Genomic DNA, 21477 nt, shown 5'->3' on the forward strand with positions numbered 1-21477 from the left:
CAGGCGCGGGGGTAGCGGCTTTCTTCTCCCCTCCTCCCGCGCGCCCTCGCGCGCGGTGGGGAGGGGTCGGGGGTGGGGGGTCTATCGGCTGGGAGCGCGGTCAGCGAGCTTGCCGAGGCGCCCCCCACCCCCGACCCCTCCCCACCGCTGCGCCCGCCTTCGCCAAGTGGCTTCGGCGGACACAGCGGAGGGAGGGGGGAAGAAAAGCGGTTCTCTTATTTCCGCCCTACCAGTAGCGTCAAACGCGCCATGGTTCGAATTCAGTTCCGCCTCATGATGCCCGCAGCGCTGCTCGCGGCAGCGCTCACCGCGTCGCCGGCGACGGCGCAGGTCCCGCTGGTCCCGCCGGCGGCCGTGCAAGCCCAGGGCGATTCCGCGATGCAGATTTCGTGGGAGGTGCGCAACCGCTTCCGGCTGTTCAGGGAGGAGCGCGACTTCCTGCTGCATGCCGACGGCGACCGCGGCCGCAGCGTTCTGGCCACCGAGCAGGCGCTGGCGCTGCAGAGCGACGGCCGCGGCTGGGCCCGCAACACGGTGAACCGGCTCTGCATCGATCTGCTGGGCCGCGTCAGCGAGCCCTGCAGCCGCGACGGCAGCAAGGAAAGCTACCTGACGCCTTCAGAGCATCCGGTCACGGTGCGGCTGACCGGCCAGGTTCCGGTCGGCGCCACCTGCGCCTGGACGCTGGACGACGGCGACGGCCCCCGGCAATCGACTTTCGATTGCGCCGAGCCGGTCAATTTCCGGGCGCGCTACGGCCGGCCGACGGTCGCCACCGTGGACGTCTCGTCCGCCGATGCGCCGGCGCGGGTCACGACCGAGATCGCGGTGCGCGATATCTTCATCGCCGGGCTCGGCGACAGCATCGCGTCGGGCGAAGGCAATCCGGACCGGCCGATCGCGCTGGCGGATGAGGGATTTTGCTTCCGCTCCTATCTCGGGATGGCCTACACGCAATATTACCGCCCGAGCCGCGCCGGCTATAAGGGCGGCCGGGCCTGCGAAGCGCCCGACAGTCTGCAGGTGTGGCAGCGCCAGAGCGCGCTGTGGCTGAATTCAGCCTGCCATCGCTCGCTGTACAGCTACCAGACCCGAACCGCGCTGGCGCTCGCCGTGCAATATCCCCACATCGCGGTGACCTACCTGCCGCTGGCCTGCACCGGCGCCACCATCGCCGAGGGGCTGTTCGGCTCGCAGCAGGCGCGCGAATGCCCGCCGACCAAATCGGGCGCCAGATGCTCCGGCAAGGTCTCGGCCCAGCTCAACGAATTGCGCGAGGCCGTCACCGCCGCCAAGCGCCGCCAGCCGGACCGCCGGCTCGACCTGGTGCTGCTGTCGGTCGGCGCCAACGACATCAATTTTTCCGGGCTGGTCGCCGACGTGATCGTGGACAGCCCGACCGAGCGCGCGCTGTTCCGGCGCTCCGGCGTGATCGGCTCGGTGGAGGATTCCCGCTACGCGATGGCGAACGACCTGCCGCGCGGGTTTGCCAAATTGCGCGAGGCGCTGAAGCCGCTGGTCGGCGACATGTCCCGCGTCGTCTATGTGTCCTATGCCAATCCGACGCTGGCGGAGAATGGCGGGCCCTGCCCCGGCGGCCCCGCCGGTTTCGACATTCATCCCTCGTTCAACGCGGCGCCGCAGCGGCTGTCCAACGTCTCCAATTACGTGCAGAACGAATTCCTGCCGCAGCTGAAGGCGCTGGCACTGTGCCAGGGCGGCATCCTGTGCCGCGATCCCGCCGCCGACCGCATGACCTTCGTCGACGCGCATCAGGCCACCTTCGCCGGCCACGGATTCTGCGCGCGCGCGTCGACCGATCCGGAATTCGACCAGGCGTGCTTTTCGGCCAACGGCGACAGTTTCGATTCCGACATCGTCACCGCCGCCAGCCAGCCGATGCGCTGCGGCCGCAGCGCCGGCGAGTACCGCGCCTATCTGCCGCGCGCGCGCTGGATCCGCGACGCCAATGACAGCTATTTCGCCGCGATGACCTATCCCGGCGGATTGCCGGCCTCCAGCCAGCCCACCGATATCCACGACGCGACCTGGGGCGTTCTCTCCGCGGTCTATGGCGGCGCCGTGCACCCCTCAGCCGAAGGCCATGCCGCGATGGCGGATGCGGCCCTGCCGGCCGCAGCCTCGGTACTCGAGCTCGATGTCGAGGGCGCGCAGGTCGGGCGCTGAGCTCTCTTCTCCCCTCCCCCCCCCCGCAAGGGCGCGTGGAGGGAGGGGAGAAGAGCGGACGATGCGTTCAACAATGAAGCGCTGGAAAAGTGGACGTTTCTCTACCGCGCGGGCGGGGCTCCGGGCGCCGGCGCCAGTGCGGGCGCGGTCTTCTTCGGGGCGGCCGGCTGTTTTGCGACCGGTGCCGGCTTCATCGCCGCGGCCTGCGCCGGCAGGTATTTGGCGACCACGGCCGGATCGAGCTGGGCCATCGCCGTATCCGGCAGCCGGGTCCAGGTCTCGTCCTTGCCGAACAGCGAGATTCCCATATAGCCGCGCATGGTCAGCGTCTGGCCGTCGGCGCTGACGCTCATCTTGGCCTTGTAGATCTTGCCGTCGCGCGGATCGAGCACGTTGCCGTTCTCGTATTTCAAGCCGTTGCGCTTCATGTCGCGGATGAAGGAAATGCCGAGCACCGGCGCATCCTTGCGGTCATCGGTGCATTTCGAACAGACCGGGTTGGGCGCTTCGCCCGGCAGCGGGAAGGTCTTGGCGATCGCGCCCTCGAAGATGCCGCCGCGATCGACCACGAGGAACCAGCCCACCGGCTTGCCGTCGTCGATCTTCTGCCACAGCCCCGCCGCGGTCGGCTCGGCGACCTGCGCCATCGCCATGCCGGCGAGCAAGCCGAAACCGACCGCGAACAAGAACGTCCGTCGAATTCTGGATATCGCAGTCTGCATTTTCACCACCTGGCCAATCCATAAAACAATGGCCCCAGACTAAGGCCATTTCGCGGACGGTTCCAGTGCCGCCGGCCCGCCCCAGGGCCGGCCGGCGTGCCTCTTTCATGGCATTGCCAGCGGAATCAATTGACCCCGAGCTTCTTCTGCAGGCTGGAGGACGAGGTGGTGTACTGGAACACCAGCCGCTTTTCCGGATAGACGTAGCGGTGCGCCTTCTGCGCCATCAGCGATCCCTCGTGGAAGCCGCACAGGATCAGCTTCAGCTTGCCGGGATAGGTGTTGATATCGCCGATGGCGAAGATGCCGGGCACGCTGGTCTCGAACGCGGAGGTTTCGACCGGCACCAGATTGTGCTCGAGCGCGATGCCCCAGTTGGCGACCGGGCCGAGCTTCATGGTGAGGCCGAAGAACGGCAGGATGGTATCGCAGGCAATTTTCGTGATCGCGTTGTCGTTGCCCTTCACCGTGGCGCCGGTGAGCTGGCCGTCCTTGCCTTCCAGCTCGGTGACCTGACCGATCTTCAGTTCCATCTTGCCCGCCGCCACCAGCGCGCGCATCTGTTCGACGCTGTGGGGGGCGGCGCGAAAATCGTCGCGCCGGTGCAACAGCGTGACGCGTTTGGCGATCGGGTGCAAATTGAGGGTCCAGTCCAGCGCGGAATCGCCGCCGCCGACGATCAACAGATCCTTGTCGCGGAACTGCTCCATCTTGCGCACCGAATAGAAAACCGAGGTGCCTTCATAGGCCTCGATGCCCGGCACCGGCGGCCGCTTCGGCTGGAACGAGCCGCCACCCGCGGAAATCACCACCACCTTGCATTCGAACACCTGGCCGGCATCGGTGGTGACGCGAAAGCCGGGATCGCCGATCTTCTCGATGGTCTCCACCATCTCGTTGAGATGGAAGGTCGGGTTGAACGGCTTGATCTGCTCCATCAGCGCATCGGTCAGGCCCTGGCCGGTGACCAGGGGAATGCCGGGAATGTCGTAGATCGGCTTTTCCGGATAGAGCTCGGCGCACTGGCCGCCGATCTTGTCGAGGATGTCGACGAGATGCGCCTTCATGTCGAGCAGGCCCAGTTCGAACACGGCAAACAGTCCACAGGGGCCCGCGCCAATAATCAGCACATCGGTTTTGATTGCTTCGCTCATGTCAGCTTCTTTTCAGTTGAACCGTCGCCGGCCGGCCGGGGTGCCTTTGGGCTGCGCCTGTCTAGCCAACGCCGGGAGCAGAGGAAAGCCATAAATGGGCGGCTGGCCTGCCCGGCAACCCCTTGCCGGGCTTGCATAACTGGGCTGTATGGGCCGGGAATATCAGGAGATTGCCCGTGAACGCCCCTGCCCGCGTCGATTCAACGCCTCGCCTGGAGGATTTTCCCTACCGGCTGACGGACAATGTGCGGTTCGCCGACCTCGATCCCAACCAGCACGTCAACAACGCGGTGTATGCGAGCTATTTCGAAACCGGCCGCGTCACGCTGATGAAGGACCGCAGCTACGGCCTGATGCCCGATGGCGTCACCTGGATCATGGTGCGGCTCGACATGCATTTCCGCGCCGAACTGCGCTGGCCCGGCACCATCGAGATGGGGCTCGGCGTGGTGAAATTCGGCCGCACCTCGGTGACGTTCGACCAGGTGGTGTTTTCCGAAGGCATCTGCGTCGCCTCGGCGCGGTCGGTCTCGGTGCTGCTGGACGAGGCGACGCGCAAGCCGACGCCGCTGACGGAGGAGATCTTGCGGAGTTTCCAGCCATGGCTGCACCGCGGCTTCGACGGAAAATAATGCGCCTCGCGCTGGCGGCGCTGATGGCCCTGCTCGCAGCGGCGCCCGCCACCGCGGCGGATCCATTCCATCGCGAGGACCTGCGGATTGCGATGGCCGCCGCCGGTCCCCGCGGGCTGGAAGCGATGCTGATCCGCCCCTCGGGCACGCGGCGCTATCCGCTGGCGCTGCTCAGCCATGGTACGCCGCGCGAGGCCGCGGCCCGCGAGGGCATGACGCCCAACGGCCTCTACGTGCAGGCCATCGAATTTGCCCGCCGCGGCTTTGCCGCCGTCGTGGTGATGCGCCGCGGTTACGGCGATTCCGGCGGCGGCTACGCCGAAAGCAACGGTCCCTGCGATCGCCGCAACTATCTCGCCTCGGCGAACGCTTCGGCCGCCGACCTGCGCGCCGCCGTCGATGCCATGAGCCGCCGTACCGACGTCACCACCCAGGGCATGATCGCGGCCGGTGTTTCCGCCGGCGGATTCGCCAGCATCGCGCTGTCGGCCGATCCGCCGCCGGGCCTCGCCGCCGTGATCAGCTTCGCCGGCGGCCGCGGCTCGCGCGCCGACGATGACGTGTGCGACGAGGACGCGCTGGTTCGCGCTTTCGCAAGCCTGGGCAAGACATCGCGAATTCCGTCGCTGTGGGTCTATGCCGGCAACGACAAGTACTTCGGACCTGATCTGGCGCGCCGGATGCATGTCGCCTTCACCACGGCCGGCGGACGCGCCCGTTTCATCGACGCGCCCGCCTTCGGCCGCGACGGCCACGGCCTGTTTTCCGCAATGGGAGTCTCGGTCTGGACGCCGATGGTCGATGGTTTTCTGCGCGAGATGAATCTCGGCACCCGCGACCTGATCGCCGCGCCTGCCACTGCAGCAGTTCCGCCGCCCCGGCAGTTCAGCGAAAAAGGCCGCGCCGCTTTTACTGCCTACCTCGCCAGCGGCGCGCACAAGGCCTTCGCGGTGTCGCCGAAGGGCCAATACGCCTTCCGCAGCGGATTGCGAACGCCGGGCCTGGCCGAAGCCGCCGCACTTGCCGAATGCGCGAAACACGCGCCGGACTGCGCGCTGTATGCGACCGGCGATGAACTCGCCGGCCAGGGCAACCGGTGACGCCGCGCGCGCGGCTAGCGCCCTGACGGCGTCGCCGCCGGCCCGTCCTGTCGCAATTGCCGCATCAGCATCTCGCGTAGCCATTTGTGGCCGGGATCGTCGTTGTTGTTCTCGTGCCAGATCATGTGAAAATGCTGTTCCGCGATCGGCATCGGCGGCTCATGCAAGGTGAGACCGAAGATCGGCGCCATCCGTTCCGCGAAGCGGCGCGGCACCACCGCCACGAGATCGGTGTCGGCCACCATCGCCGGCATCGACCACACCTTGTTGACGAGGTAGACGATCCGCCGGTTGCCGCCGCGGGTGATGATGTCGCGATCGACCGTGGCGTGGTTGCGCAACTCTCCGATCAGCGCGATCTGGCCGAGCGACATGAAGGTTTTCAGGTCGAGCTTCCTGGCGATATCAGGATGGTCGTTGCGGGCAATGACGACATATTCGCAAGGGCAGATCGTCGTCATCACCAGGCCGGGCGCACTGACCGGGAACGTATAGCAGGCGAGATCGAGCGTTCCGGCGATGATGTCGTCGGCGACGTTGGTGTTCCACGGCGGCCGCGACTCGATCGTGACCAGCGGCGCATGAAGGGTGATCTCGCGAAGCAGCGGCGCCATCAGAATCGGCTCCAGCGGGTCCACCATCACGATGCGGAAGTGCCGCTTGTAGGAAGCCAGGTCGAGGGCGCGGTCGCCGTCGAACTGCTGGCGGATCAGCCGCAGCGCCTCGCGCACCGGCTCGATCATCTGCTGCGAGCGGTTGGTCGGCTTGACGCCGCGGCCGGCGCGCACGAACAGCGGATCGTCGAAATGCTCGCGCAGCCGCGTCAGCGCGTTGGAGACGGCGGGCTGGCTCAGCGCCAGTTGCCGGGCGGCGTGGCTGATATTGCCGGTGGCGAACACGGCGTCGAACACGATCAGCAGATTGAGATCGACGCTCCGCAGGTTGATGGTCGCCATCGCCGTCCGTACCCCCAAAAAAATAATCATTCGCGCGGGTGATACATAGGTTGTCCTGTCGGCCGCTGTCCAAGACAAAAGCGGCACGCCACCGAACAAATGCGGAGTCTCCGCCCGTGCCGCGAAACATTCGCGGGCGTTATGGATGGCATTCAGAGACTCAATTTTTCACCGTCCCGCATCGCACCTATTGTCCCGGCCGGGGCTGGGATCGTGCACGACGGCATCGCCGTCGACACGCACCCTGGAAGCCAATGCGGAATTTCGAACCGGCCGGCGCGCCGTCGTGCGCCGGAACGGCATTGCTGTGGGGACGTCATGATGATTGCAAAGCCGCCGTTCGTTGGCGCCGTGGGCCGGCGCCTGGGCTCGCTCGGTCGCCGCCTGCTGGTATCCACCACGGTGCTGACCCCCGTCGCGCTGTTGCTGGCCGCGCCGGCACAGGCGGACGATTACGTCTGGGTTGGCGGTTCGGGCACGGGCTACACGACGCCTGCCAACTGGAATTTGAATACGGCGTTTCCGGGCAATCTCGCCGCCGACACCGCGACATTCGGCAATACGGCGGGCGCATCGGAAACCGTCACCCTCGCCGGCCCCGCGACGCTGACAGGCTGGACCTTCAACACCACCGCGGCGACCTCTTATACCGTCGATGGCGGACAGGCCGTGACGCTGTCGGGCGGCATTCTGAACACCTCGACGGGCGGTACCCATACCATCGCCAACGCCATTGCCGGCGCCGGCGGCATCGTCCAGAACGGCGCCGGCTCGACTCTGGTACTGTCCGGCGCCAACACCTACACCGGCGCGACCACGGTTTCCGCCGGCACGCTGGGAGTCAGCGCCAACAACGTGCTCAGCAGTTCCACCGCGCTGAACATCGCCGCCGGCGCGACGTTCGATATCGGCACGACCCAGCAAACCGTCGCGTCGCTGAGCGGGGCGGGCACGCTGCATTCCGGTAGCAGTTCCGCGCGCCTGACGTTCGGCGCCGACAATTCCTCGACGACCTTTTCGGGAAACGTCGCCAACGACTGGCTCGGTTTCGAGAAATACGGCACCGGCACCTTCACCTTCAGCGGCACCACCTCGCCGGCCGGCGGCACGTTCGGAATCGGGGGCGGAACGGTCGCACTGACCGGCGCTGCCGACACGACCAATACGTTCTTCAACATGCAGGCCAATACCACGCTGGATATCGCGGGAACCGTCAACGGCGCATCGGTCGGCTTTCTGTTCGGTGGGACCGGAACGGCAGTGCATCTCGGCAACAGGACGCTGACGATCGAGCATGATTCCCTTCGAATCAGCACCTACATGAGCGGCGTCATCGACGGCAACGGCGGCCTGACGCTCGGTCAGAATTCCTTTCTGAGGTTGACGAACGACAACATCTATACCGGCGCCACCACGCTCACCGGCACCAACGCGGAGCTGGAACTTCGAAGCGCACAAGCGATCGCCGCATCCAGCGAACTGAATATCGCGGCCAGCGGCGCCACCGTAAACGTTGGCTTCGCGGGAGCGGACGTCTCGATCCGGTCGCTCCGGGGCATCGCGGGCGGCGTCCTCCGCGTCGGAGACGAAAATCTGGTCATCACCCATGCGGCAGGGGATTTCGCCGGCGTGATCGAGCGGAATTTTGGCAAGACCGGAGGGCTCGTGCTGGACGGCGGGCATCAGACGCTGTCGGGTAGCAACACCTATATCGGCGCCACCACGATCAACGGCGGTCTTCTGACCGTGAACGGCTCGATCGCGACGTCATCGCTGACGACCGTGAATGCCGGCGGCACGCTCGGCGGCAACGGCACCGTCGGCAACACAGCGATATCAGGCGGCGCACTGGCGCCCGGCAATTCGATCGGGGTGTTGACCGTCAACGGCAATCTCAGTTTCACCGCGGCCTCGTCCTATATGATCGAGGTGTCGCCTTCCAACGCCGACCGCGTCAACGTTACCGGCACTGCGACGCTGGGCGGCGCGACCGTCAATGCCAGCTTTGCGCCCGGCAGTTACGTGTCCAGGCAGTACACCATCCTCAATGCCGCCGGCGGCCTCGGCGGCAGCACTTTCGGCGCGATCGTCAACAACAACCTGCCTTCCAGCGTGACCTCGAGCCTGAGCTACGACGCCAACAACGTCTATCTCAATCTCGCGCTCAACTTCGCTGTCCCCGGCGGCCTCGGCGGCAATCAGGCCAATGTCGGCAATGCGCTGACCAACTTCTTCGATGCCACCGGCGGCATTCCGCTGGCCTTCGCGGCGCTGACGCCGGCCGGTCTGAGCCAGGTCTCCGGCGAGACCGCTGTTGGCAGCCAGCAGACCACCATTGACGCCATGACGCAGTTCATGGGCGTGATGACCGATCCGTTCCTCGGCGGACGCGGCGACACGTCGGCGACACCGGGCGCATCGCAATTCACCGAGGCGAGCATGGACCGCGGTCCGGGGCGCGACGCCTATGCCATGATCACCAAGGCCGGCGCGCCGCCGGTCGCCTTCATCCCGCGCTGGAGCGTCTGGGCCGCGGGCTATGGCGGATCGCAGACCACCGACGGCAACGGCGTGCTCGGCACCAGCACCGCGACCAGCCGCATCTACGGCACCGCTGTCGGGGCCGACTATCGCTTCTCGCCGAATACGCTGGCGGGTTTTGCGCTGGCGGGCGGCGGCACCAGCTTTGGCGTCAATGGCTTCGGCAGCGGCCGTTCCGACCTGTTCCAGGCCGGCGCGTTCCTTCGCCACACCGCCGGCCCGGCTTATCTTTCCGCCGCGCTGGCCTATGGCTGGCAGGATGTCACCACCGATCGAACCGTCGCCGGCGTCGACCGGCTGCGCGCCCAATTCAACGCCAACGCATTCTCCGGCCGCGCCGAGGCCGGTTACCGCTTCGCCACGGCACTGGTCGGCCTCACGCCCTACGCCGCCGGACAGTTCACGACATTCGAATTGCCGGCCTATGCGGAAAGCGTGGTGTCCGGCGCCAACACCTTTGCGCTGGCCTATGGGAGCAGGACCGTCACGGCGTCGCGCAGCGAACTCGGCCTGCGCACCGACAAGTCCTTCGCCATGCGGGACGCCGTCCTGACGCTGCGCGGCCGCGCGGCCTGGGCGCATGATTTCAACACCGACCGCAACCTCGCCGCGACGTTCCAGACGCTGCCCGGCGCGAGCTTCGTGGTGAACGGCGCGGCGCAGTCCGCCGACAAGGCGCTGACGACGGCTTCCGCCGAAGTCAAATGGATGTCGGGGTTCTCGCTCGCCGCCACTTTCGAAGGCGAGTTCGGCAGCAACGTCAATTCGTACGCCGGCAAGGGCGTCGCCCGATACAATTGGTAAAGCCGGCCGTTTCGATGAAGGCGCACGATGAGAGACCTCGCCGCCGGGGCACCAGCGGTTATCCACCGCGCACGACACCCAGCGAGGTCAGGGGCAGAACGATCTCGTCCGAAGCGCTGCTGGTTGCGGCAATCCTGTTGAGCGCGGCCCTGCTGCTGGTCACCTTCCTTGCGCCGGCCGCGAAGCGGATCCCCGTGCCGGACGACGGCAACGGGCGACCATCGCCGCCTTCGGGTCGCTCGATAATGGGTCTGGATAAAGGCTAGTACTGGCTATGTGAGATCGGTCAAGTCGCTTGCTGCCCATGCTTCGAGACGCTCGCGACGCTCGCTCCTCAGCATGGGGTTGTTGTGTTTCAGCAAGTTAACCTCATCCTGAGGAGGCCACGAAGTGGCCGTCTCGAAGGATGGGCTGCAATACCGATTGGTGATTCCAGGTACTAGGCCTGCCGCTCCGGCGTCGACACGATCAGGCCGTCGAGTTCGTCGCTGACCTTGATCTGGCACGACAACCGCGAATTCGGCCGCACGTCGAAGCCGAAATCCAGCATGTCCTCTTCCATCGGGGTCGGCGCGCCGACCTTCTCGCGCCAGGCTTCATCGACATAGACATGGCAGGTCGCGCAGGCGCAGGCCCCGCCGCACTCGGCCTCGATGCCCGGGATGGCGTTGCGGATCGCCGCTTCCATCACGGTCGCGCCGTTTTCGACGTCAATGATGCGGGTTTCGCCGTTATGGTCGACAAAGTGAATCTTGGCCATGATTGCTCGTTACTGCCGGGATGAAGAGAGGTCCGGGCAGTCCTATAACGGGTCGATCCGCTCTGCGCCAGCGGCCGGGGCGAAAACCTGCCGCGCGTCCGGGAGGCGCCCTCTGACGGCTGGCGTATCAGGATCGGCGCAGGATCGCGTCGATGGCGGCGCGCGCCTCGGTCACGGCATCCCTCAATCCGGCAAGCGACGGCGCCGGATCATCGCCCTTCTGAATGGCGGCTTCCAGGCGTGCTGCGGCGTCGGCAACGGCAAAGGCGCCGATCGCGCGCGCCGACCCCTTCAGCGTATGCGCCAGCGCGCCTGATTCCGGAGGCAAGGCGGCGAGCGCGCCGATCAGACCGACGGTCTGGGCCGAGAACATCGCCAGCACCTCGCGCTCGAGGCCGGCATCGCCGAGCGTCATCCGCCGGAGATGTTCGAGATCGATCGGACCGTCATCGGGAGCAATCGGGGGCGATGGCATCCAGTCAACCTGTTCAAGATGAAGCGGCATGGCGATAGTCCGGATCTCCCCGCGAATTCGGCCCGGGGGCAGCGACGTTCTCGCCAGCCAAACACAGGAATGGTTAATGGAACGTTTGACGTACCTGCCGCAAGTTCGCCTTGTTTTCGGCGAACAGTCGCCCCAATCGGCAGCCCGATCCGGGAATTTTGTGCACCCGTAAGGCGTTACGCGCCCCTGCTGTTAACGATGATTAAGATTGTATTAATCGCGGCCATTTCATTCGCACCGCTCTGCCAATAGGATGTTTCCGGATGGTGGCGGAGAAGGCGGGCGACGGAAGCGCCTTGGCTCCGCACGGGAAACGACACCGGTTGCGGGCTTGCGAGCGACTTTCCAGCAAGCCTCGATCGGACGCGTAAAAAGTAAAACGAGGGCTCAGACTGAACATGGCGAACAATCCCAAAAAGGTCAAAGACCCTACCGAAGTCGCGCTTTCTGCCATTCAGGAAGCCCTCAACATCAGTGACGCGCCCGCGGTCGACAGCACGCGAAGTTCGGTCCGCAGCGATGCGGCGTCCAATACGTCTTCGCCGCCGTCATATGATGACAGCTTCGACACACGGAGCGCCGACCGGCAGATCTTCGAGCCGATCGAGGAGCCGCGCTCCGCCCGCCGCGCCGCCAATGACGACCGCGAAACCATTGGCCAGATCCTGCAGGCGATCCAGAAGGGCCGCCCCGCCCGCAACGTCTACACCCTCGCCACGCTGTTTGCCGGCATCTGGATCATCGGCTGCGCGCTGCTGACCTTCAGCTTCCTGCCCGCGCTGCAGGCGTCGATCGGCCAGGGCCCCGGCGGTACGCTGGTGCTGGCCGGCCTCGCGGCCCTGTTCTTTGCGCCGGTGCTGCTGTTCTACTTCCTGGCGAGCCTTGCCTGGCGCGGCCAGGAATTGCGCATGATCGCGCAGTCGATGGCGCAGGTCGCGATCCGCTTTTCGGAGCCCGAAGGTGCGGCCTCCGACTCCATGGTCACCGTCGGCCAGGCGATTCGCCGCGAAGTCGCCGCCATGGGCGACGGCGTCGAGCGCGCGATCGCGCGCGCCGGCGAACTCGAAACCCTCGTCGCCAACGAAGTTTCGGCGCTCGAGCGCGCCTACAGCGACAACGAAGTGCGCATCCGCGCGCTGCTGCAGGACATCGCCCACCAGCGCGACAACCTGGTCGGACAGGCCGAGCAGGTCCGCAGCGCCATCTCCGGCGTGCAGATCGACCTGCGCCACGATATCGCGCTGATCTCGGACGCGATCGCATCGCGCGTCGACGAAGTCGCCAAGAGCATCACCGGCGCGCTGGAAGAACGCGGCGCGCACATCACCGGCGCGCTCAGCCACGCCGGCGACAACATGATCCTCGCGCTCGGCGAGCGCGGCGGCGACCTGCTCGACCGTCTCGAGGAAGCCAGCGCCGAGACCACGCGCGCCGTGCTCGACGCCAGCGAACGCCTCACCACCAGCCTCAATTTCAAGACCGGCCACGTGCACGACGAATTCGTCGATCTCGCCGACCGCGTCCACGAGATGCTGAACGAGCGGATCGACCGCATCACCAGCGAATTCGAGCAGCGCTCCTCCACCATCGTCGACGGCATTTCCGACCGCACCGAGCAGGTCCACGACTCGCTGAAGAATTCCAGCGACTCCCTGCTGCTCGAGCTCGAACTGCGCAGCGGCGATCTCGTCAGCAAGATCGACGAGGCCGGCAACCGGCTGGCGTCCCAGATCCTCACCTCCGGCGACAAGGCCAGCGACGCGCTCGACGTCACCGTCAACTCGCTGGTGGCCAAGGTCGTCAGCCAGACCGAAACCGCGCACGACACCCTCTCCCTGCAGATGAGCGCGTTCGACGAGCTGGTCAGGAACCAGGGCGGCGAGCTGGCGGAGAAATTCGCGCGCGACTCGGGCACGCTCGGCGCCCTGATCACCCGCCACATCTCGGAATTCGACCGCACCGTCAAAACCTTCGGCGGCGAAATCGTCGACCGCATGGGTCAGCGTACCCAGGACATCTCGGACACCCTGAAGACCTATGTCGACACCTTCGACACCCGCCTCAGCACCAATGGCGGCGAGATCACCGCTTCGCTGGACCAGCGCCTGGTGCAGTTCGAGACCACGATGGGCAGCCGCGTCGCCCATCTCGACACCTCGCTCGACGGCAAGATCGCATCCTTCGACAGCTCGATCGAAGGCAGGATCAGGTCGTTCGACGAGTCGATCGACGGCCGCCTCAAATCGCTCGAACAGAATTTCGATACGCGGGCGAAGTCGGTCACCGAGACCATCGACAACCGTCTCGGCACGCTGGCCTCGTCACTGACCGACGGCGCCTCGCAGGCGGTCAGCATGCTCGACTCGCGCCTGACCCACCTCACCACGTCGTTGACCGACGGCACCGCGCAGGCGATCCATTCGATCGACACGCGCCTCACCAATCTCACGACGTCGCTGACGGAGGGCGCGGCCCAGGCGGTCGAAGCCGTCGACCTGCGCATTGCCAATGTGACGCAAACCATCGATGGCCGCAGCGCCCATCTGACCGACACCATCACCGCGCGCTTCCAGGAAATCCATCAGGGCATCGAAACCCGGGTCGGCGCGGTTGCCTCCGACATCGACATGCGCGTCGCGCAGTTCGAGGACCTGCTGGGTTCGCGCATCGAAGCCGTGGCAGGCCGCATCGAGAGCAGCGGCCGGCAGGCCAGCGAGGGCCTGATGGCCCGCGCCGAGGAATTGTCGTTCGGGATCAGGTCCCACGTCGAGGACGCGGAACGCTCGCTGACCAACCTCGTGGTCAATACCAGCGAGACCATCCAGACCGGCGCCCGCGCCGCGCAACAATCGCTGCTGACGGTCTCAAGCGACGTCAATGCACAGCTGCAGCTGACCTCGGGTGAAGTCGAACGCGCCCTCACCGCCGTCGGTACCGGGGCTGCAAACTCGATCCTGACCAGCGCCCGCGATGCGCAGACCACCCTGGTGATGGCCTCCACCGAGGCCGCCGGCCAGATCAAGTCGCTGTCCGCCGACGTCGAGCGCACGCTCTCCGCCGCCGGCTCCGCCACCGCGAGTTCGATCGTCGCCGGCGCCCGCGAGGCGCAGACCACGCTGGTTACGGCTTCCGCTGACGCGGCAAGCCAGGTCAAGTCGCTGGCCGCCGACGTCGAGCGCTCGCTCTCGATGGCCGGAACTTCCACCGCCGAAGCGATCACCGCCGGAGCCCGCGAAGCCCAGAGCACGCTGGTCACCGCTTCGATGGATGCCACCAACCAGGTCAGGTCGCTGGCCGCCGATGTCGAGCGTTCGCTGTCGATCGCCGGTACCTCCACCGCCGAGGCGGTCACCGCCGGCGCGCGTGAAGCCCAGACCACGCTGATCAATGCGTCCGCCGATGCGGCCAGCCAGGTCAAGTCGCTGGCGGCCGACATCCAGCGCTCGCTGTCGATGGCCGGCACCTCCACCGCCGAGACGCTGACCATGGCCGGCGCCGCGACCGCCGAGGCCCTCACCTCGGGCGCGCGCGATGCACAGAACATGCTGGTCAATGCGTCCGCGGATGCGACCAGCCAGGTCAGGTCGCTGGCAGCGGATATCCAGCGTTCGCTGTCGATGGCCGGCGCTTCCACCTCCGAAGCGCTCACCTCGGGCGCCCGCGAGGCCCAGAACACCCTGGTCGCCGCATCCTCGGATGCCGCCAGCCACGTCAAGTCGCTCGCGAGCGACGTGGAGCGCACCTTGACGGCGGTCGGCGCCGATACCGCCGCTTCGATCCTCGCCAGCGCGCGCGAAGCACAAAGCTCGCTGACGGCGACTTCCGCCGATGCAGCCAGCCAGATCAAGGCGATCGCTGTAGACATCGAGCGTTCGCTCAGCGCGGTCACCGCCAACACGACCGACACTATCCAGACCAGCGCGCTCAACGCCCAGAGCGCACTGGTGGCCGCGTCGAACGAAGTCAGCTCCAAGGTCAAGTCGACCTCGGCTGAAGTCGAGCGCACGGTGCTCGCCGCCAGCGGCTCGTTCGGCTCCGCCATGACCGGCAAGACCGACGAAATCGTCACCTATGTGCAGCAGCAGACCGACCGGCTGGCGCAGATGATCGACGGCAAGCGCGGAACGCTGGTCGAGGCGATCGGCTCGAAGACCAGCCAGCTCACGGTCGACATCGATCGCGTGACCTCCGACGCCCTGAAATCGATCGAGACCAGGGGCCAGGCGTTCTCGCAGACGATGATGACCCACGGCTCCGACATCGCGCGGACCATCACGTCCGCCGGCGAACTCGCCACCGGCGCGGTGGCCAAGTCGCTGAAGGAGCTCGAGCAGTCCTCGCGCGCGGCGATCGACCAGTCGCGTCAGGTTTCGATCGCGGCCGTCACCGAAATGCAGGAGACCAGCAAGATCCTGCGCACCGACACCGTCGCCCTGTTCGAGCGGCTGCGTGAAGGCAACATCCTGCTGCAGGAAGTGCTGACCGGCGCGCATGACAACCTCAACTCGCTGGAGCGCGCTCTGGTGACCCGCGTGGCCGACTTCGTGTCCGCCATGAACGACGTCACCTCGCGCAACGGCGTCGCGACGCAAACGCTGGAAGACCAGCTCAGCGTCTTCAACTCCAAGACCTCGAAGGCGCTGGAGGACCTCGGTTCGCTGTCGAACCAGTTCGAGCACCATGGCCAGGCCCTGGTCGAGGCCGCGGCGGTGGTCGAGCAGAGCAACCGCAGCACCACGGCCTCGGTTTCCGAACGCAAGTCGGCGCTGGAATCGCTGGTCACCACCATCGACCTGCGCACCGCCGATCTCGATCAGCGGCTGTCGCGGTTCACCAGCCTGCTGGATGAATCGCTGGCGGCCGCCGAAGAGCGCGCCCGCGATATCGCCCGCGTGGTCGCGGAGACCGCAGGCGCGGGTTCCGCCGCCATCAGTCATCAGTTCGAGGCGGTGCGGGCTGCGGCCGAGGAAGAACGCCGGCTCACCGCCGACACCATGGCCGAGCTCTATCAGCAGGGCACCCAGGAAGCCGACGCGATGTTCAAGCAGTCCGCGGACAAGTTCGCCAACATGGTGGCGAGCATGAAGCAGATGGCGTCGGAAATGCACAACGAGCTCGACGCCACCCGCAACGAGCTGCGCCGCGGCGTGCTGGAAATGCCGCAGGAGGCCGCCGAGAGCACGGCGCAGATGCGCAAGGTGATCGTCGACCAGATCGAGGCATTGGCCGAACTGAACCGGATCGTGGCCCATCACGGCCGCGGCCTCGACGTGGTCTCCGCGGGCCGCGCCAGCTCGCAGCGCGAGGAAGAGCCGATGCTGGTCGCCGCCGGTGGCCAGTCGCGCTCGGCCCCGCGCGGCGGCAGCGCCGCATCGACCCTGCCGCCGCCGGACCTCGGTGGCCCCGCCCCGCGCCGCACCGAAGCGCCGCCGGTCAGCCCCGCCAGTTCCGACCAGGGACGCGACGGCTGGCTGTCCGACCTGTTGAACCGCACCGATGCCGCCGGCCCGGCCCAGGCGCCGCGCCCCCGCGCGCCGCAACAGGCGGCCGCGAGCGAAAATCCGCTGGCGTCGCTGTCGCTCGACATCGGCCGCCTGATGGATCGCAACCTCGCCGCCGAGATGTGGGACCGCTATCAGCGCGGCGAGAGCAAGGCCTTCACCAAGCGGCTGTACACGCCTGCCGGCCAGAAGGCCTTCGACGAGGTCGCCCGCAAATACCGCGCCGACCGCGGCTTCAAGCAGACGGTGGATCGCTACATCACCGAGTTCGAGCGGTTGCTCGACGAAGTCGCCCGCGACGAACGTGGCCCGGCGATGCTGCGCAGCCACCTCACCTCGGAAACCGGCCTCGTCTACACCCTGCTCGCGCATGCGGCGGGACGGCTGGGGTAAGTTGCAGCTGATGAGGGAATAGAAAAGCGGAGGCAGCGATGCCTCCGTTTTTGTTTTGGGGATTGGATTCTCGCAGGGCGGATTAGCGAAGCGTAATCCGCCGCCTTGTCCACCCGAACGCGCGACGGCATCACCTACCCTGGCAAACGGCGGATTACGCTTCGCTAATCCGCCCTACGACATGTCGCCGGCCATACGGCGAAACGCTACTGCGGCCTGCGAGGCGCAGCACCGGCCGCGGGCGGCCTCGGCCCCGCTGACGCCGCAGGTGGTCTCGCCGGCGCCGGCTCGGGCGCTGCGGCGTTGTTGCTGCCGCCGAAGATCACCCGGCTCGGGTTGCGGTCGAAATTGTTCACGGCGCGGCTGATGTCGCCGAGGGTGCGGCGGCCGTCGGCGATCAAAAGGTTGGTACGCTTGTCGAGATCGTCGGCGAGGTCCTTGATGGCCTTCAGCATCGCCGACAGCTCGCCGCCGGAACTGCCGCCGGCGACCGTGTTGAGGCCCAGCATCAGGCTGTCGGCCTTGCCCATCACGCCGTCGACCTTGACCATGATGCCGTCGATTTTTTCGGAATTGCGCGCCAGCGCGCCGGTAAAGGTTTCCAGGTTGCGCAGCGAGTTTTTGACCGATTCCTGGTTATCGGCGACGATCCGGTTGACGTTCTGCAGGGTGGCGCGGATCGCCTCGGTGACGTCCTGCAGCGCGTTCGGATCGGCGGTCAGCACCGGAATGCCGTCCTCATCCAGCGGAACCGGGGGTGCCGCCTCCTCGCCGCCCTTCAGCGAGATCGCGGCGACGCCGGTCAGGCCCTGGAATTCCAGCCCGACCAGGGTGTCCTTGCGGATCGGCGCCTTGTTCTCGACCATGGCGAGTGCGACGACTCGACGCGGGTTATCCAGCTTGACCGAGATGACTTCGCCTATCCGGATACCGTTGAAATTGACGCTGCCGCCGTTGCGCAGGCCGGAGGCCGGGCCTTCGAACACGATCCGGATCGGGCTGCGCGCCTTGGTGGTGTGGAGGCTCTGGAACCACAGCACGAAGCCGAACGCCGCGGCAATCACTGCCAGCGTGAAGGCTCCGATCAGGACGTAGTTCGCCCGCGTTTCCATTCGAATGTACTCCGGTACTAGCCCATGACCGCGCGGGCGCGCTTGCCGTGGAAATATTGCCTCAGCCAGGGATGTTGCGAGGCCTGCATGTCGGCGACCGATCCTGCCGCAATGATCTTACCGTTCCCTAACACCGCGATCCGGTCGCAAGCCGTATAAAGGCTGTCCAGATCGTGGGTTACCATGAAAACGGTCAGGCCCAAAGTACGCTGCAGGGTGCGGACCAGTTCGTCGAAGTCGCCGGCGCCGATCGGATCGAGGCCGGAGGTCGGCTCGTCGAGGAACACGAGTTCCGGATCGAGCGCCAGCGCGCGGGCCAGCGCCACGCGCTTGATCATGCCGCCGGAGAGTTCCGAGGGAAAGCGGTCGGCGACCTCGGGCTTGAGGCCCACCATGACGAGCTTGGCGGCGGTGATCTCGTCCATCAGCCGCTGCGACAGGCTGAGATATTCGCGGATCGGAAACTGGATGTTCTGCCGCACCGTCAGCGAGGAGAACAGCGCGCCCTGCTGGAACAACACGCCCCAGCGCCGCTCGACGCCGCGCCGCGCCTTGGCGTCGGCGCCGTCGAGGTCGATCCCGAACACCTCGATGCTGCCGGCGAGCTTGGGAACGAGGCCGATGATGGTGCGCGTCAGCACGCTCTTGCCGGCGCCGGAGGGGCCGACAAAGCCCAAAATCTCGCCGCGCTTCACATCGAGGTTGAGGCCGTCGAGAATGCGGTTCTTGCCGAACTGCACGGTGATGTCGCGCACCCGAATGATATTGTTGGAAGTTTGCGATTGGGGTTGCGGCGCCATCGTCACATTCCGATCGATGCGAAGAAGATCGCGAACACGCCGTCCATCACGATGACGAAGAAGATTCCCTTCACCACCGACGACGTGGTGTGCTGACCGAGCGACTCGGCGCTGCCCTGCACAGCCAATCCCTCGACACAAGCGACGATGCCGATCACCGCCGCCATGACAGGCGCCTTGATCAGGCCTACGGTGAAATGGTTGATCGAAATGGCGTCGCGCAAGCGCAGCAGGAAGGCTTCCGGCTCGACCCCGCCATAGAGCCACGCCACCAGCCCGCCGCCATACAGCGCCGCCATCGCGCCGAGGAACGCGAGGATCGGCAGCGCCAGCACCAGCGCCAGCATGCGCGGCAGGATCAGCACCTCGATCGGATCGAACCCCATGGTGCGCAGCGCGTCGATCTCCTCGCGCATCTTCATCGAGCCGAGTTCGGCGGTGTAGGCGCTGCCGGAACGGCCCGCCACCATGATCGCCACCAGCAGCACGCCGATCTCGCGCAGCACCAGCACGCCCAGCATGTCGACCACGAAGATGTCGGCGCCGAACTGGCGAAAATGAAAGATGCCCTGCTGTGCGATGATGCAGCCGATCAGAAAGGTGATCAGCACGACGATCGGCACGGCGCGCCAGCAGACCTGTTCGAGGTGGTGCACCGTCGAGGTCAACCGGAAGCCGCGCGGGCGGATCAGCACCCTGCCGCCGGCGGCCAGCACCGCGCCGAGCATGTCGATCAGGCCGACCAGGGTGGCGCCGACGCCGGCCACGCTGCGGCCGATCTGGTCCAGCATCCCGGTGAGCGACACCGGGCTGGCGTCGAGCGCGGGCGAAGCCTTCACCCGGCGCACTTCATCGACCAGGGTGGAATAATTGGCCGAAAGGCCTGCGATCTTCGCCTCCACCCCGCCCTGGGTCAGGCTGCGGCGAAGCCGTTCGATCAGCCAGGCCCCGAAAGTATCGAGCCTGGAGACCTGCGAGACATCGATGAAGATATTGGGCCGGCTGCCGGCCAGCTTTTCGGCGTCGGCGACGATCCGCTCGAGATCCGGCGCAAAGCGCGCAGTCCACGAACCCGCGGCGCACAGCGCCAGGCCATTGCCCCGTGCAATCCGCTCCAATGTCGGGTCGCCGCTCACGATGCCAACACCCCAGCCGATTCCCGGCCAATGAAGCAGGGAAGGATCCAACACGCCGCCGCCTTGTAGAACATGTCCCTTAACAGCCATACTTGGTTGCGCCGGGCAAGCCGGTGGTTCAAAAATTGCCAGATTTTCAAATGACTTCCAGCAAATCCCCCACCCTGGCCGCCCGAATCGAACGCTGGCCGATCGCGGGTTCCTTCACCATCAGCCGGGGCGCCAAGACCGAGGCGGTGACGGTCGTGGCCGAGGTCAGCCATGACGGCCATACCGGGCGGGGCGAATGCGTCCCCTATCCGCGCTATGGCGAGACCCCGGAAGCGACGCTGGCCGCCCTGCAGGCGATGCAGGGGCCGCTGTCGCGCGGTCTGGACAGGCAGGCCCTGCAGGCCGCCATGCCCGCCAGCGCCGCCCGTAATGCGCTGGATTGCGCGCTGCTCGACCTCGAGGCCAAGACCAGCGGCCAGCGGGTCTGGAGCCTGCTCGGACGTCCCGCGCCATCAGCCTGCACCACCGCCTACACCATTTCGCTGGGGACATCAGAGGCGATGGCGGCGGCGACCGCCAGGGCGGCGCACCGGCCGTTGCTCAAGATCAAGCTCGGCGGCGACGGCGATGGATTGCGAATCGCGGCGGTGCGCAAGGCGGCGCCGGAATCCGAACTCATCGTCGATGCCAATGAGGCCTGGACGCCGCACAATCTGGAGCAAAATCTCGCCGAATGCGCCGCGATGGGTGTCACGCTGGTAGAGCAGCCGCTGCCGGCCGGACAGGATGAGGCGCTGGCGCGGATCGGCCGCAGGCCGGTCGCCGTCTGCGCCGACGAAAGCGTGCATGACCGGAAATCACTCGATGGACTTCATGACCGCTACGACGCCGTGAATATCAAACTCGACAAGAGCGGCGGGCTGACCGAGGCGCTGGCGATGGCGGACGCGGCACAGGCGCTCGGATTCGAGATCATGGTCGGCTGCATGGTCGCGACCTCGCTGGCGATGGCGCCGGCGATGCTGCTGGAGCGACAGGCCCGCTTCGTCGATCTCGACGGTCCCTTGTTGCTGGCGCGCGACCGCGACGGCGGGCTGCGCTATGACGGCAGCCTGGTCTATCCGCCCGAAGCCGCGCTGTGGGGATGATGGGAGAGCCGGTGTCGCGAAGACCACATGATGAG

Annotated in this window: 14 protein-coding genes; 6 read left to right on the top strand and 8 right to left on the bottom strand. The window is 66.5% G+C overall.

What is annotated here, in order from left to right; genetic code table 11:
- Positions 1-249 precede the first annotated feature (249 nt).
- The gene (locus tag Q7U29_RS13550; RefSeq protein ID WP_304742193.1) at positions 250-2187 is read left to right on the top strand and encodes a hypothetical protein; all 1938 of its coding nucleotides are present in this window, start codon (positions 250-252) and stop codon (positions 2185-2187) included.
- 101 nt (positions 2188-2288) lie between these two features.
- On the opposite strand, the gene Q7U29_RS13555 is transcribed toward Q7U29_RS13550, so the two are convergent.
- Together Q7U29_RS13555 and Q7U29_RS13560 are read right to left on the bottom strand one after the other, a co-directional pair.
- Positions 2289-2909 carry a DUF2147 domain-containing protein gene (locus tag Q7U29_RS13555; RefSeq protein ID WP_304742195.1) on the bottom strand — a complete coding sequence of 207 codons (621 nt, stop codon included), beginning with the start codon at positions 2907-2909 and terminating at the stop codon, positions 2289-2291.
- A gap of 125 nt (positions 2910-3034) precedes the next feature.
- Positions 3035-4063, bottom strand: coding sequence for an NAD(P)/FAD-dependent oxidoreductase (locus Q7U29_RS13560; protein WP_304742198.1), 1029 nt, complete (start codon positions 4061-4063; stop codon positions 3035-3037).
- Between the two features lie 176 nt (positions 4064-4239).
- Between Q7U29_RS13560 and Q7U29_RS13565 the strand changes: the two genes are divergently transcribed.
- The gene (locus Q7U29_RS13565; protein WP_304742200.1) at positions 4240-4695 is read left to right on the top strand and encodes a thioesterase family protein; all 456 of its coding nucleotides are present in this window, start codon (positions 4240-4242) and stop codon (positions 4693-4695) included.
- Positions 4695-5795, top strand: coding sequence for a S9 family peptidase (locus Q7U29_RS13570; protein ID WP_304742203.1), 1101 nt, complete (start codon positions 4695-4697; stop codon positions 5793-5795). The genes Q7U29_RS13565 and Q7U29_RS13570 overlap by 1 nt, the downstream gene beginning before the upstream one ends.
- A gap of 14 nt (positions 5796-5809) precedes the next feature.
- Here the strand turns inward: Q7U29_RS13570 and Q7U29_RS13575 are convergent, their stop codons facing one another.
- Positions 5810-6751, bottom strand: coding sequence for a LysR family transcriptional regulator (locus Q7U29_RS13575; protein ID WP_304742205.1), 942 nt, complete (start codon positions 6749-6751; stop codon positions 5810-5812).
- A gap of 318 nt (positions 6752-7069) precedes the next feature.
- Here Q7U29_RS13575 and Q7U29_RS13580 point away from each other — a divergent pair, with 318 nt between their 5' ends.
- Positions 7070-10096 carry an autotransporter domain-containing protein gene (locus Q7U29_RS13580; RefSeq protein ID WP_304742207.1) on the top strand — a complete coding sequence of 1009 codons (3027 nt, stop codon included), beginning with the start codon at positions 7070-7072 and terminating at the stop codon, positions 10094-10096.
- Between the two features lie 439 nt (positions 10097-10535).
- Here Q7U29_RS13580 and Q7U29_RS13585 read toward each other — a convergent pair whose 3' ends face one another.
- Both Q7U29_RS13585 and Q7U29_RS13590 read right to left on the bottom strand, forming a co-directional pair.
- Positions 10536-10856: a 2Fe-2S iron-sulfur cluster-binding protein gene (locus Q7U29_RS13585; RefSeq protein WP_304742209.1), complete on the bottom strand. Its 321-nt coding sequence runs from the start codon at positions 10854-10856 to the stop codon at positions 10536-10538.
- A 127-nt stretch (positions 10857-10983) separates the two neighbouring features.
- A complete protein-coding gene (locus Q7U29_RS13590; protein WP_304742212.1) occupies positions 10984-11361 on the bottom strand; it encodes an Hpt domain-containing protein in 378 nt (125 codons plus the stop codon).
- Between the two features lie 398 nt (positions 11362-11759).
- Here Q7U29_RS13590 and Q7U29_RS13595 point away from each other — a divergent pair, with 398 nt between their 5' ends.
- Positions 11760-17255, top strand: a complete 5496-nt coding sequence (locus tag Q7U29_RS13595; RefSeq protein WP_304742214.1) for a negative regulator of septation ring formation — start codon at positions 11760-11762, stop codon at positions 17253-17255.
- A 206-nt stretch (positions 17256-17461) separates the two neighbouring features.
- Here the strand turns inward: Q7U29_RS13595 and Q7U29_RS13600 are convergent, their stop codons facing one another.
- From Q7U29_RS13600 to Q7U29_RS13610, 3 genes are read right to left on the bottom strand one after another with little or no spacing between them, the layout of a single operon-like run.
- The gene (locus tag Q7U29_RS13600; RefSeq protein WP_304742217.1) at positions 17462-18367 is read right to left on the bottom strand and encodes an MlaD family protein; all 906 of its coding nucleotides are present in this window, start codon (positions 18365-18367) and stop codon (positions 17462-17464) included.
- Between the two features lie 17 nt (positions 18368-18384).
- Positions 18385-19167: an ABC transporter ATP-binding protein gene (locus tag Q7U29_RS13605; RefSeq protein WP_304742219.1), complete on the bottom strand. Its 783-nt coding sequence runs from the start codon at positions 19165-19167 to the stop codon at positions 18385-18387.
- Positions 19168-19169: 2 nt separating this feature from the next.
- Positions 19170-20303, bottom strand: a complete 1134-nt coding sequence (locus Q7U29_RS13610) for an ABC transporter permease (protein WP_304742221.1) — start codon at positions 20301-20303, stop codon at positions 19170-19172.
- A 140-nt stretch (positions 20304-20443) separates the two neighbouring features.
- Here Q7U29_RS13610 and dgcA point away from each other — a divergent pair, with 140 nt between their 5' ends.
- Entirely contained in the window at positions 20444-21442 is a 999-nt protein-coding gene (gene dgcA, locus Q7U29_RS13615; protein ID WP_304742224.1) for an N-acetyl-D-Glu racemase DgcA, read from the top strand.
- The last annotated feature ends 35 nt before the right edge of the window (positions 21443-21477 follow it).

The organism is Bradyrhizobium sp., assembly GCF_030654605.1.
Lineage (GTDB): Bacteria > Pseudomonadota > Alphaproteobacteria > Rhizobiales > Xanthobacteraceae > Bradyrhizobium.

Excerpts from the sequence above, each read along its gene's own strand:
- dgcA (WP_304742224.1), top strand. The coding sequence starts at position 20,444 with ATGACTTCCAGCAAATCCCCCACCCTGGCCGCCCGAATCGAACGCTGG.
- Q7U29_RS13600 (WP_304742217.1), bottom strand. The coding sequence starts at position 18,367 with ATGGAAACGCGGGCGAACTACGTCCTGATCGGAGCCTTCACGCTGGCA.
- Q7U29_RS13570 (WP_304742203.1), top strand. The coding sequence starts at position 4,695 with ATGCGCCTCGCGCTGGCGGCGCTGATGGCCCTGCTCGCAGCGGCGCCC.
- Q7U29_RS13605 (WP_304742219.1), bottom strand. The coding sequence starts at position 19,167 with ATGGCGCCGCAACCCCAATCGCAAACTTCCAACAATATCATTCGGGTG.
- Q7U29_RS13580 (WP_304742207.1), top strand. The coding sequence starts at position 7,070 with ATGATGATTGCAAAGCCGCCGTTCGTTGGCGCCGTGGGCCGGCGCCTG.
- Q7U29_RS13585 (WP_304742209.1), bottom strand. The coding sequence starts at position 10,856 with ATGGCCAAGATTCACTTTGTCGACCATAACGGCGAAACCCGCATCATT.
- Q7U29_RS13590 (WP_304742212.1), bottom strand. The coding sequence starts at position 11,361 with ATGCCGCTTCATCTTGAACAGGTTGACTGGATGCCATCGCCCCCGATT.
- Q7U29_RS13560 (WP_304742198.1), bottom strand. The coding sequence starts at position 4,063 with ATGAGCGAAGCAATCAAAACCGATGTGCTGATTATTGGCGCGGGCCCC.
- Q7U29_RS13555 (WP_304742195.1), bottom strand. The coding sequence starts at position 2,909 with ATGCAGACTGCGATATCCAGAATTCGACGGACGTTCTTGTTCGCGGTC.
- Q7U29_RS13595 (WP_304742214.1), top strand. The coding sequence starts at position 11,760 with ATGGCGAACAATCCCAAAAAGGTCAAAGACCCTACCGAAGTCGCGCTT.
- Q7U29_RS13550 (WP_304742193.1), top strand. The coding sequence starts at position 250 with ATGGTTCGAATTCAGTTCCGCCTCATGATGCCCGCAGCGCTGCTCGCG.
- Q7U29_RS13575 (WP_304742205.1), bottom strand. The coding sequence starts at position 6,751 with ATGGCGACCATCAACCTGCGGAGCGTCGATCTCAATCTGCTGATCGTG.